Below are 13429 nucleotides of genomic sequence, written 5' to 3'. Positions count from 1 at the left end.
TTTATATAGTGCATTTCAAGAATGAAATGAGACTTGGCAATGAAAAAAATAATAGCTTCAACTGTATTGGCGCTTTTAAGTGGTGCTATAACTTCTGTATATGCGAATAAAGATTTTTTAAACGTGTCTTATGATCCGACCCGTGAGTTTTATCAAGAATATAATCAGGAGTTTGGTGCATTTTGGAAACAACGCACAGGCCAAGAGGTTAATTTTAAGCAATCACATGGTGGTTCTGGTAAGCAGGCACGTGCCGTGGCGACAGGCTTGCAAGCCGATGTGGTGACTTTGGCCTTAGCCAATGATATTGATGAAATTGTAAATGCAGGTTTAATTAAAAAAGGTTGGCAAAAAGAATTTCCAAATAACTCTGCGCCTTATACCTCAACTATTGTTTTTTTGGTACGTAAAGGCAATCCTAAAAATATTAAAGATTGGAATGATCTGACCAAGCTTGGTGTAGAAATTATTACGCCAAACCCAAAAACGGGTGGCGCGCCACGTTGGATTTATTTATCAGCATGGGGATATGCCTTAAAGCAACCCGGTGGTAATGATGCGAAAGCCAAAGAATTGGTTAAAAAGCTCTATCAAAATGTCAAAGTATTAGATTCGGGTGCACGTGGTTCACTGACGACATTTGCGGAGCGTGGTATTGGTGATGTGTTGCTGTCTTGGGAAAATGAAGCTTTGCTGGCGACACAAGGGCTAGGTAAGGATAAGTTTGATATTGTGTATCCATCGATTTCGATTTTGGCTGAGCCATCTGTGGCGATTGTGGATCAGACAGTGGATAAAAATGGCAATCGTAATTTGGCGAAAGGCTATTTGAATTATTTATATTCTCCAAAAGGACAGGAGCTGGCTGCCAAATATTATTTCCGCCCACGTGATAGTAAAGCTGCAACGAAATATGCAGCTCAATTTCCAAAGCAAAAAACCTTTACCATTGATCAAGTCTTTGGTGGATGGGCAAAGGCACAGCAAACCCATTTTGTGAATGGTGCAATCTTTGACCAAATTTATAGTGATAAAAAATAAGGCATTAATACAGGTTGTTTAGATAAGAAAAATGGATGACTACTGTTATCCATTTTTTTTATATACAAAGCAAAAAACAGTATATATATGGAAAAGGTAAAGTGTTCTTGAAGTTTTATATAAGTAAAACAAGATGATAAAAGAACAAATTATTCTACTTTAACGGATGTTCTTTTAATTTTGTGAATTGCGATTAATGATTTTCTTTCATATAGTTAGCATTAATTTAGATATTTGATTTGTGCTGATATGAAACTTCAATTCAAAGCATTGTTGAGTGGTGCATTGTTGTCGCTAGGTCTAGCGCTTCCTACAACAGCAACTCAGGCGGCAGATCGCCAATTTTTAAATGTATCTTATGATGCAACTCGCGAATTTTATGACGAATTTAACAAGTCATTCGGCGCATATTGGAAAAAGCGTACAGGTTATTCTGTTGATTTTAAACAATCACATGGTGGTTCAGGCAAGCAAGCACGTTCGGTGGTTGATGGTTTGAAAGGTGATGTTGTGACTTTGGCTTTGGCCAATGATATTGATGAAATTGTAAAGTCTGGTCAGATTCAGCCGGGTTGGCAAAAGGAATTTCCGTATAACTCAGCACCATATACATCGACAATTGTGTTTATGGTACGTAAAGGCAATCCAAAGCATATTAAAGATTGGAGCGACTTAACCAAGCCAGGTGTAGAAATTATTACACCAAACCCAAAAACAGGTGGTTTACCACGTTGGGTGTACTTATCAGCTTGGGGCTATGCACTGAAGCAACCAGGTGGTAATGATGCGAAGGCGAAAGAATTCGTCGGCAAAATGTATCACAATGTGAAAGTGATGGACTCAGCAGCGCGAGCATCTATGACGACTTTTGCTGAGCGTGGCATTGGTGATGTGTTGTTAACTTGGGAAAATGAAGCGCTTGTGACCCAAAAAACGTTGGGTAAAGGTAAGTTTGATATTGTTTATCCATCAATGTCTATTTTAACGGAGCCTTCGGTTGCAATTGTCGACAAAACTGTCGATAAAAATGGCAACAAGTGGTTGGCAACAGGTTATATCAACTATTTATATTCGCCTTTAGGTCAAGAAATGGCAGCTAAACATTTCTATCGTCCACGTAATGCGGCTGTTCTAGCCAAATATAAAGCACAATTCCCACCATTAAAAACATTTACCATTGATGAAGTGTTTGGCGGTTGGGCAAAAGCACAGCAAACACACTTTGTGAATGGTGCGATTTTTGATCAAATTTATAATTCGAAGCGTTAATTGATGAATGGATTCATTCTGAAGAGTTAATCGTAGTCGAAGTTATTTTAAAGCCTCTGTTCGCAGGGGCTTTTTTTGTGCCATTGATCTGTAGGCTACTGGTTGAAAAGGATTTGTGTTTGCGGGAGATGAATGACTGTAGCTGTCTGAATTATGGTGTTTTAGTGTGAATATGTAGGGTGATCTATCGCAAACAATAGATGAAAAGCTTGCAACAGTTGGTTTTATAAATGCCTAAAACGGTTTTCTCTATAGAAAGTAATATTTCTGTACAAAAAGTCGTTTGGAGCTTTACTAAAACAAGGTAATAATGTGCAGTTACTTTTTTACTGTCATGATTGATTCTGTATGTCGCATATTTCTGTATTACTTCACGAAACTGTTGATGCCTTGCTTGCTGGGCGTACTACAGGAATCTATGTCGATGGGACATTTGGTCGTGGGGGACATACACGATTATTGCTATCAAAATTAGATGAAAATGCACGTGTTTTTGGCTTTGATAAAGACCCACAAGCTTTGGCAGTGGCCGCAGAATTAGAACAAGAAGATCCACGTTTTAAAATCATTCATGCCAGCTTTGCTGACTTACAACAAGAATTACAATCACGTGGCATCGACCTTGTAGATGGTGTTATGGCCGACTTAGGCGTGTCGTCACCGCAGTTAGATGAAGCAGAGCGTGGTTTTAGCTTTATGCGAAATGGCCCACTTGATATGCGTATGGACAACTCTCAAGGCCCAACAGCTGCAGAGTGGTTGGTGGATATTGAAGAAGAGGAATTGGCCAATATCATCTTTAAATATGGTGAAGAACGTTATAGTCGCCGTATTGCCAAAGCCATTAAAGCCGCAGGTTATATTGCAACTACTGCAGAGCTTGCTGAAATTGTAAAAGTTGCCCACCCAAAATGGGAAAAAAATAAACATGCGGCAACACGGACTTTCCAAGCCATTCGTATTGCCATTAATAAAGAATTAGATGATATTGAAGCTTTCCTACCACAAGCTGTGGACGTGTTAAAGCCAGAAGCGCGTTTAGCGGTGATTAGCTTCCACTCATTGGAAGACCGTTTAATTAAACAGTTTATTCAAAAAGAATCGACTTTGGCTGAAGATACGAGTTGGGGTATGCCACAACAACGTGAAGATACGCGTCGATTGAAAAAAGTATCCCGTGTTCGTGCCAGCGATGAAGAAGTAAAAGCCAATCCGCGTTCACGCAGTGCTTGGTTACGTGCAGCAGAACGTTTAGCTTAAAAGGCAAAGAATGAAAACCGAAGCAATAGAACAAAACACAAAAAAATTAAAGCTAAAAAAAACGATCACATACGCCGTCATGTTGATTTTGGTTTTCGTTAGTGCAATTTTTGTGGTTTTTCAAGTCTTTGAATACCGTCAAGATTATCGTCAATTGAACACCTATATCCGTGAACGTGATGACTTAAACGCGGAGTGGGGGCGTTTGTTGATTGAACAACAAACTTTTGGAGCAACGGCGCAAATTGGCACACGTGCAGTTACACAACTTCGGATGTATTCACCGCCAGTTGCGCAAACGGTGGTGATTTCTTTGCCGCAAACTTCAGAAGAGAAAAAATAAGGCTAGCTGTCAAATGGTTGAAAAGAGAAATAAGCAAACAGCACGAAAAAAACAGCAGTCTGTCACAGGTAAAACCGCCATTAGTGTTGATATGTGGCGTTTTTATTTAATGTGGAGTGTGGTTCTTCTGTGCTTTTTTGCATTGGTTGGACGTGCTTTTTATGTGCAAATTATCAACAAAGACTTTTTGCAAAATAAAGCCAATGCCAATATTTTAAGAACAGAAAAAATTCGTGCGATGCGTGGCGTGATTTATGACCGTCATGGTGTGCCTTTGGCCATTAGTACACCTGTTATGAAGGTGGTGATGGACCCGCGTGATTATTTTGATACCAAAAAACTGTTTGATGAAACCACGGCACAGCTGGCCAATGATCCGCATAACCGTAAATTAAAGCGTCAACTGCCAGATAAAAATTTAAACTTGGATGAACTTGCAGATGCAGTGGGCATGGATCGCGCAGAGCTTCGCAAAAAGTTAAATGAGCGCCCGCGTTCACGCTACTTGGTACTTAAAAAAGAAGTACCACCGCAGCAAGCTGACATGATTATGAAGCGTGAGTTTCAAGCGGTATATACCGAGAAAAACTATAAACGCTACTATCCACAGCCACAGCCGAACTCTCAAATTATTGGTTTGACCAATAGTGAAAGTGTCGGGATTGAAGGCTTGGAAATGCAGTTGAATCAACGTCTTGCAGGCACTGATGGTGAACAACAAATTGTCCGTGATAAAAAGGGCAACCGAGTTAAAGACCCAGAAGTGATTAAAGAAGTTGAACCGGGTGAAAACATTACCTTAAGTATTGATTCGCGCCTACAATATATTATGTACCGTGAATTGACTGCTGCTGGTGTGGCAAACAATGCACGTTCAGCAACTGCAATTGCAGTGGATGTGAAAACCGGTGAAATCTTGGCCATGACCAGTTGGCCGTCGTATAACCCGAATGATAAAAATGGCGTGTTGAATAAGGATGCCATGCGTAACCGTGGTGCGATTGACTCATTTGAACCAGGTTCGACAATGAAGCCATTAACAGTCGCGATGGCCTTAGAAAGTGGTAAATATACGGCCAATACGGTGGTTAATACCTCGCCAGGGTCGATGCGTGTGGGCAACCATACCATTCGTGACACCCATAACTATGGGGCATTAACCCTAGGTGGGATTATTCAAAAATCATCGAACGTTGGTGTCGCAAAAATTACCTTATCGTTGCCATATCCGACATTACCCACTTTTTATAAGCGTTTAGGTTTCGGTCAGCGCTCTGCTGTGAAATTCCCTGGCGAAAGTGGTGGTTTAATTTTACCGCCGAGCAAGTGGAATGTATCAGAAGTTGCGACCATGTCTTATGGTTATGGTTTGAATGCGACCGTGCTTCAAGTTGCAGATGCATACGCCATGATTGCCAATAAAGGCAAAAAGATGCCGTTGAGTTTATATAAATTAGACGAAGCGCCGAAAGGCGAGCAAATGATTGATGCAAAAATTGCTGATCAAGTGCTATTGATGATGGAAGCAGTAACCTTACCAGGCGGGACTGCACAGCAGGCGAATATTCCTGGTTATCGTGTCGCTGGTAAAACGGGTACGGCACATAAATTACGTCCAGACCGTAAAGGTTATTCGCAAACAGATTATCGTGCACTCTTTGCAGGGGTTGCACCTGTAAGTGATCCACGTTTAGCCATGATTGTGGTGGTGGAAAACCCGAAAGGCGCATACTACGGCGGTTTAGTTGCAGCGCCAGTATTTGCACGTGTGATGCAAGAATCATTGCGTTTAATGAACGTTCCTTTAGATAAACCTTTAGATACTCCTAAAATCCAGTAAGAGACAATCCATGACGATTTGTTTTAATGAGATATACAGCCTAACGTCTACTGCTGACTGGATGAAACAACCTTTTCAGGGTTTTAATTTGGACAGCAGATATGTATCCAAAGGGCAAATTTTTATTGCTCTGACGTCATATTCGCAACCTGAAAAAACCATACAGTTTGCCCAAAGTGCGCTAGATCGAGGTGCTTTGGCTGTAATTTCTGAAATGGATTTGAACTTAGCCAATGCCGTGACCATTCCAAATGTACGTCAATTGATGGGGCAATGGCAGAAGCAGTATTTACAAGCGACTCAACCTGTTGTTGCTGCGCGCGTGATTGCAGTAACTGGCACCAACGGTAAAACCACGATTTCTCGTCTTATTGCTGAGTTGTTGATGCTACAAGCTAAAAAGTGTGCCGTGATGGGAACGACTGGTAATGGTATTTTGCCAAATTTAGAAGCATCGTCGCATACAACTTTAGATGCGTTGCACTTACAAAATGCTTTACATGATTATGCACAGCAAGGTGCAGAGTTTGCTTCTATTGAAGCCAGTTCGCACGGTTTGGAGCAAGGGCGTTTAAATGGTTGTGCAATTGAAATTGCGGCTTATAGTAATTTAAGCCGTGATCATTTGGATTATCACAAAACCTTAGAGGCTTATGCCGAAGCGAAGTCTCGCTTATTTGCCTTTGAGTCTCTTAAAGTGGCTATCATTAATATTGATGATGAGCATGCCTCAGTTATGTTAAATGCTGCGCGTCAAAATCCAGCGCAACCTAAAATTCTAAGCTATTCAACCACGCAAAAAGCGGATTATGAAGTGTGTGATATTCAATATAGTTTGAGTGGCGCGCATTTTAAATTAATCACTGTAGATGCTGTATATGACGTGCATAGTCCGCTGTTGGGGCACTTTAATATTGAAAATATTGTGGCGAGTTTAATTGCAGCCGAGCAGGCAGGTTTTGCACTGGCAGATTTAATCGCAGTCACTCCTAAATTAAAGGGCGCACCAGGCCGCATGCAAGTGATCCGTGATGGTGAGCGCTTATTTGTTGTCGATTATGCCCATACGCCAGATGCGCTGATTCAAGTACTCGTTACCCTTAAGCGACATGTTTCCCAAAATCTTTGGGCTGTTTTTGGTTGTGGCGGGGATCGTGACCGTGGTAAACGTCCATTAATGACACAAGCAGCATTAGATTATGCGGATGTGGTCTTAATTACGTCGGATAACCCACGTACTGAAAACCCAGAACAAATTTTTGCAGATATGAAAGCCGGTATTCAGTTTGCAGGCCATATCGTGCATGAAATTCATGATCGTCGTGAAGCAATTAAATTTGCAGTCCAACACGCTCAAGATGGAGATATTGTTGTGATTGCAGGTAAAGGTCACGAAAATTATCAAGAAATCGATGGCGTACGTCATTGGTTTGACGATGTTGTTGAGGTGCAGTCTGCGATTAATGCATTGCAGGGCACAGATTCAAGCTATCCAGCTCAATAGGAAATCATCATGCATACATCTACTACAAGTACGGTGCCTTTAGAGCCATGGACAGCATCTGAGTTAGCTGAGGCTACTCAAGGCTATTGGTTAAATGATCGTGTGCCAGACACGGACATTAAGCGTATATTGACTGACTCGCGTCATGCAGAACTGGGTGATGCCTTTTTGGCATTAAAAGGGGAACGCTTTGATGCACATAATTTTGTGGCTCAAGTTGCAGCGCAGGGTTGTCAGTTGGCGATTGTTAGCCAACCTATAGACGCAGATATTTGCCAGTTGGTGGTTGCTGATACACGTTTGGCTTTGGGTCATTTGGGGGCTTATCGCCGTGCCAAACACCCAGCGCTTAAAGTGATTGCGCTGACAGGCAGTAGTGGCAAAACCACCACCAAAGAAATGTTAGGCAGTATTTTGTCTCGCCTTGCCCCGACTTTAATTACCCGTGGTAACTTAAATAATGATTTAGGTGTACCGATGATGCTGCTTGAACTCCGCTCAGAGCATCAATATGCGGTGATGGAGCTGGGCGCAAGTCATAAAGGTGAAATTGACTATACTTCAAATCTGGTACAGCCACAGGTTGCGGGCATTTTGAATATCGGTACAGCACACCTAGGTGAGTTTGGTGGTCGTGAAGGCATTTGCTTAGCAAAATCTGAAATTTATACGCATATTGCAAAAGCGGGCACATCGATTGTGCCGGCGGCAGATGATTTTACCGATCAAATTCGGGGTGCAGTACAAACAGAGCAACAGATCAGCTTTGGTCTAGGTGGTGATGTTTATGCAACCGATATTCAGTTACATGCACAGTCTGCAACGTTTAAGTTGCATACCCCTTCTGCAGAACACCTTGTAAACCTACCTTTTGCAGGTGAGCACAATGTACAAAATGCGGTGGCTGCAACTGCATTTGCTTTAGCAATAGGTATAGGTTTAGATGACATCGTCACTGGCTTAGAACAAGCGCAAGGTGCAAAAGGTCGTTTAAACTTTATTCAACATAAAACACATTTGTTTATTGATGATACTTACAATGCGAATCCGACCTCAATGCGTGCGGCAGCAGAAGTGCTGGCACAGCAAGAGGGTGTACGGGTCATGGTTGTTGGTGATATTGGCGAACTCGGTGCATCTGCGGCTCAGCAACACTACATGCTAGGTCGTGATTTAGTTTCGGTTAAAGGCATCAATTTTGTCATAGCAGTTGGTGAATTTGCACCTGCTATGCAAGAGGGTGCGCGTAGTACACAATATGGTAAAAAAATGCAGGCTTTTCTGAATCAACAGCAAGCCTTGCCTCTTTTGATTAGTCTCGTTGAAACACATCAACCTCAGTCCATGAGTTTCCTGTTTAAAGGTTCTCGTTTTACCCACATGGAAACGTTGATGGCTGAATTGATGGAGAAGCTCTAAATGCTGTTATGGTTATTTGAACACTTGGCGGGCTATCATAGCTCATTCCAAGTGGTCCGTTATTTAACACTTCGTTCTTTACTGAGTGTATTGACGGCATTATTAATTGGCTTGACCTTGGGTCCAGTCATGATTCGTAAACTCCAAGCTTTGAAATATGGTCAAGCGGTAAGTTCATTCGCACCAGAAAACCATGCAAAAAAAATGGGTACACCAACCATGGGCGGGATTTTAATCCTACTATCGATTGGTGTTTCTACCCTGTTATGGGCAGATTTATCCAACCCTTATGTGTGGATTGTACTCGGTGTAATGGTGATTTTTGGTGCCGTAGGCTGGGCAGATGATTGGATTAAAATCCGATACAAAGACAATGCGGGTTTGCCTGCAAAGAAAAAGTTCTTTTGGACATCAATTGCTTCATTGGGTGCAGGTATTGCGTTGTATGTGATTGCAACACAGCAACCTAACCCTGAACATACTGCAGATATGCTGGATGTGCTTATACCATTCTTTAAAGAATTAAGTTTGCCACTCTCTGTAATTCCATTAGGTTTAGGGTTTATTGCCTTTACATATTTGGTGATTAACGGTGCTTCAAATGCAGTGAACTTAACTGACGGTCTCGATGGTTTGGCGATTATGCCAATCGTATTGGTGGCGGCTGGTTTAGGTGTATTTGCATATCTAGCAGGTGATATTCGTTTTGCGACCTATTTACATGTACCTTATGTGAAATATGCATCCGAGCTGGTGGTCATCTGTGCGGCGATGATTGGCGCAGGTTTGGCATTCCTTTGGTATAACGCACATCCAGCCCAAATCTTTATGGGCGATGTTGGCGCATTATCTTTAGGTGCAATGCTAGGTACAATTGCGGTAATGGTTCGACAAGAAATTGTCTTTGCCATTATGGGTGGTGTATTTGTGGTTGAAGCGATTTCCGTTTTCTTGCAAATTGGCTCACTACGGATGCGAAATAAGCGCGTATTCTTAATGGCGCCATTACATCACCATTATGAAAAGAAAGGCTGGCGTGAAACTCAAGTCGTGATCCGTTTCTGGATTATCACAATTATGCTGGTAGTTTTAGGCCTAATGACCTTAAAATTGCGTTAAGCAAAATTGAAATGAAAAGCCGGTCAATTGCCCGGCTTTTTTTATGCCTCAATGGCCTTGGAGAAAATGATGAATCTGCTGATGTGCCCAGTTTGTAAAACAAACTTGGTGCTTGAGGAAAGAACATGGCGCTGTGAAAACAACCATAGTTATGATGTAGCCAAACAAGGCTATGTAAATTTACATGTGGTACAGCATAAGCATAGTAAAAACCCAGGGGATACACCTGAGTCTGTGCAAGCACGTCGTGCTTTTTTAAGTGCAGGGCATTATGCGCCCCTCCAGCAAGCTGTTGTGCAAAAAATTCGTGATTTACGTATAGAAAATCTATTGGATATTGGCTGTGGTGAAGGTTATTACACCGATGCGATGCAACAAGAAGTGTTGCAATGCGTAGGGGTGGATATTGCTAAAAATGCAGTGCAAGTGGCGACAAAACTCAACAAAAATGTCACTTGGGTGGTGGGTACAGGGGCGACTTTACCTGTGCTTGATCAGAGTATTGATTTGTGTACGAGTTTATTTAGCCCAATCCCGCAAGAAGAAATCTTGCGTGTGCTGAAACCCGAAGCTTATCTTTTGGTGGTAACGCCTGCACCTGAGCATTTATACGCGATGCGCGAAGCTTTATTTGAGGAAGTAAAAGCGCATGAGCCAAATAAATTTGCGGAGCAATTGGCTGGCAACTTTACTTTAATTGATCAAGAAATTGTGCAGTCTAAGATGTGTCTTCAGCAAGAGGATTTAAAAAATCTGATTGCCATGACGCCGTATGCATACAAAGCAAAACCTGAGCGCCGCCAGGCCCTAGAGCAGCAAAATGGCTTTGAACTGACTGCACATTATCAAATCTACATCTTTCAAAAGAAGTGATTGTTTAAGGCTGTAGCAAGATCACCAAATCTGACGATAATAAAAAAGCCCTCGAATTCGAGGGCTTTTTTATTATTGTACTTGCTGGATCAAATGATCTAAGGCATCTCCACCTTGTTTAGGCGGGGGATTGTTATTTAGTGCAGGTGGTTTAGTTTGGTTTGGCACCAAAGGTTGATCACCTGGTAAATCTTCGAAGTCATTTTGCACAGTTGGACGTGGTGCAACTGGGGCAGGGCGATATAAAGGTTGTGCTAGAGCAGGTGCTGCACGATCCTGTTTATTTGCATCTTTATTTGGCACCGCCTGACCGCGTTGTACAGGAAGTTTGGCATTTTTATCAAAACGAACCCAAGATTCTGGAGTGCCTTTTAATGCATTTTCCATAAAGTTGGTCCAAATTGGTAGGGCTGCGACACCGCCATATTCGCGGCGGCCCAATGTGGTTGGTTGGTCAAAGCCCACCCATGCAATCGATACCAGCTTGCCATTGAAGCCTGCAAACCATGCGTCTTTAGCATCATTGGTGGTCCCTGTTTTCCCGCCAAGGTCATTACGACCAATTTTGAGGGCAGCACGACCTGTACCATGCTGAATAACATCACGTAAGATATTGGCCATATCAAATGCAGAGCTTGATTTTAAAATACGCTGTGCTTGGCGATAATCGCCAGTATCAACTTCTGCGCTATCACTTGAAGTGGCTTCACTTGCCGAATTTGAAACTTGGAAAGCTTCATCATCTGGCGTTGCAGGATTATCACTTTCAGGAGCAGGTTCTTTTTCATTAATACATTGAATACATGCATATTCAGGATTAGCCTGATAAATGACTTTGCCATAAGCATCTTCAATGCGACTAATAAAATGCGGTTGAATACGATAACCACCATTGGCAAAGGCAGCATAACCTGTGGCCATTTGTACAGGCAGTACTTGAGGTGTACCCAAGGCAATCGTGTAGTTACGTGGAATTTGATTTTCTTGTAAGCCAAAATCCATCAGCAATTGGCGTGTGCGCTCAATACCGACCATTTGTAATAGGCGTACAGATACCGTATTACGTGAAAGATATAATGCACGACGCAGTGGAATCATTCCGAGGTAGCGACCATCAGAGTTTTTAGGGGTCCATTTGCCAATCGTAATAGGGCTATCATTAACCATACTATAAGGCGTTAAACCACGTTCTAAGGCCAAGGCATATACAAAAGGCTTAATGGTTGAGCCGGGTTGACGCCAACCTTGAACAGCACGGTTAAAGGTGGATTGATAAAAATTATATCCACCCACCACCGCTTCAATGGCACCATTATTGGGGTTAATCGCAATTAACTGCCCTTGAACTTTGGGAATTTGTACCAGTGCCCAAGCTGTTTTATTGTCATTTGGTCTTAACCGTACAATATCGTCTTTTTTGACAATTTGTGAAGCATTGCTGGGCGCATTACCCACACTATTTGCATTGCGATAAGGGCGTGCCCAAGACATGCCTGACCACGGCACCGTCACTGTGGTGCCATCTTGTAAAAGTGCATCAAAACTTGAGCGATCGACTTTTACTACTTGAGCGGGGAAGGTGTTAGCAAATGCTGTGAAATTTTTAAGCGGTTCGCCATGCGCTTCAGCACCTCGCCAACCATGACGACGGTCATAATCCTCTAAACCCTCTTGTACGGCTTGTTCCGCATAGGTCTGACGTTGGCTGTTAATCGTAGTATAGACTTTATAACCAGAGTCAATCGCTTGCTCACCCAAGGTACTAATCAGTTCTGAGCGGACCATTTCGCCGACATAGGGAAAACGATTATTTACACCTCGTTCAGGCATATCTAAATTAATAGGTTCAGCAATTCCAAGCTCATATTCTTTTTGGTTGATATAACCTAGTTGTAGCATACGCCCCAAAATCCAATTACGACGTTCAAGTGCACGTTTTGGGTTAGCAACTGGATTATATTTTGAAGGTGCTTTAGGCAGGCCAGAAATCATCGCCATTTGGCCCAATGAGAGTTCATTTAGACTTTTGTTATAATAAATCTTAGCGGCTGCGGCGATACCGTATGCATTTTTACCTAAAAATATTTTATTGACATATAAAGAGAGAATTTCTTCTTTGGTGAGATTTTGTTCTATTTTACGAGCTAAAAATACTTCGGTGAGTTTGCGTTTTAATGTACGTTCAGGGCTTAAATAATAATTCTTGGCCACCTGCATGGTAATGGTGGAACCACCTGTCTGTACATCTGAGCCTGTAATAGACTCACTAACAGCCCGACCTAAGCCTTTGAAACTAATGCCACTATGCTCAAAGAAAGAGGAGTCTTCAGCTGCTAGAAAAGCATGGATAAAGTTGGGTGGTATTTGATTGTATTCTACAGGCACAGAAAGTTTGCCACCATATTCCGCAATAAGCTCATTATCGGCACTATAAACTTGTAATGGTTTTAATAATGGTGCCTTCTTCAGAGTGGACATTTCTGGCAAAGATGGTGCAATATAGAGATACATGCCATAAAAACCCATTGGAATAGAGATCAAAATTAAAATTAAGATCAAAAAAAATGGATGAACAAGGCCTGAACAAGATAGCTTTTTCATAACAAGTAAGTTTTAATAAGAGCTAATGGCAAACTAATTAGCGGTCAGTATATCCTTAAGGCGCGCAGATTGTTATATGAGATATTGTATCTGCGATAAATTATAGGCCGATTATAGTTAGTTAGTTACTTTTTTGGGGATAAAAAAATAATAGGAATGA

10 protein-coding genes are annotated in these 13429 nt (G+C 41.9%); 9 read left to right on the top strand and 1 reads right to left on the bottom strand.

Annotation, left to right across the window (positions count from 1 at the left end; all coding sequences use genetic code 11):
- The first annotated feature begins 39 nt into the window (after nt 1-39).
- From EXE29_RS03030 to EXE29_RS02990, 9 genes are all read left to right on the top strand, one after another.
- Nucleotides 40-1041 carry a sulfate ABC transporter substrate-binding protein gene (locus EXE29_RS03030; protein WP_120363891.1) on the top strand — a complete coding sequence of 334 codons (1002 nt, stop codon included), beginning with the start codon at nt 40-42 and terminating at the stop codon, nt 1039-1041.
- A gap of 249 nt (nt 1042-1290) precedes the next feature.
- The gene (locus EXE29_RS03025) at nt 1291-2310 is read left to right on the top strand and encodes a sulfate ABC transporter substrate-binding protein (RefSeq protein WP_117006907.1); all 1020 of its coding nucleotides are present in this window, start codon (nt 1291-1293) and stop codon (nt 2308-2310) included.
- A 348-nt stretch (nt 2311-2658) separates the two neighbouring features.
- The gene (gene rsmH, locus EXE29_RS03020) at nt 2659-3570 is read left to right on the top strand and encodes a 16S rRNA (cytosine(1402)-N(4))-methyltransferase RsmH (RefSeq protein WP_106983919.1); all 912 of its coding nucleotides are present in this window, start codon (nt 2659-2661) and stop codon (nt 3568-3570) included.
- 10 nt (nt 3571-3580) lie between these two features.
- On the top strand, nt 3581-3913 hold the full coding sequence (gene ftsL / locus EXE29_RS03015; RefSeq protein ID WP_106983920.1) for a cell division protein FtsL: 333 nt from the start codon (nt 3581-3583) through the stop codon (nt 3911-3913).
- A gap of 13 nt (nt 3914-3926) precedes the next feature.
- Complete coding sequence (gene ftsI, locus EXE29_RS03010) at nt 3927-5753, top strand: penicillin-binding protein PBP3 (RefSeq protein WP_117006906.1); 1827 nt, start codon at nt 3927-3929, stop codon at nt 5751-5753.
- 10 nt (nt 5754-5763) lie between these two features.
- Entirely contained in the window at nt 5764-7257 is a 1494-nt protein-coding gene (locus tag EXE29_RS03005) for a UDP-N-acetylmuramoyl-L-alanyl-D-glutamate--2,6-diaminopimelate ligase (RefSeq protein WP_120363892.1), read from the top strand.
- 9 nt (nt 7258-7266) lie between these two features.
- Nucleotides 7267-8676, top strand: a complete 1410-nt coding sequence (locus EXE29_RS03000) for a UDP-N-acetylmuramoyl-tripeptide--D-alanyl-D-alanine ligase (RefSeq protein ID WP_120363893.1) — start codon at nt 7267-7269, stop codon at nt 8674-8676.
- Nucleotides 8677-9795 carry a phospho-N-acetylmuramoyl-pentapeptide-transferase gene (mraY, locus tag EXE29_RS02995; RefSeq protein WP_120363894.1) on the top strand — a complete coding sequence of 373 codons (1119 nt, stop codon included), beginning with the start codon at nt 8677-8679 and terminating at the stop codon, nt 9793-9795.
- A 69-nt stretch (nt 9796-9864) separates the two neighbouring features.
- Nucleotides 9865-10668, top strand: a complete 804-nt coding sequence (locus EXE29_RS02990; protein ID WP_120363895.1) for a putative RNA methyltransferase — start codon at nt 9865-9867, stop codon at nt 10666-10668.
- 72 nt (nt 10669-10740) lie between these two features.
- Here EXE29_RS02990 and ponA read toward each other — a convergent pair whose 3' ends face one another.
- Nucleotides 10741-13269 carry a penicillin-binding protein PBP1a gene (gene ponA, locus EXE29_RS02985; RefSeq protein WP_120363896.1) on the bottom strand — a complete coding sequence of 843 codons (2529 nt, stop codon included), beginning with the start codon at nt 13267-13269 and terminating at the stop codon, nt 10741-10743.
- Nucleotides 13270-13429 lie beyond the last annotated feature (160 nt).

This window comes from Acinetobacter sp. WCHAc060006 (genome assembly GCF_004209135.1).
Classification (GTDB): Bacteria; Pseudomonadota; Gammaproteobacteria; order Pseudomonadales; family Moraxellaceae; genus Acinetobacter; species Acinetobacter cumulans.
Note: the sequence above shows the minus strand (reverse complement) of the source record. Positions and strands in the feature narration are given on the sequence as shown.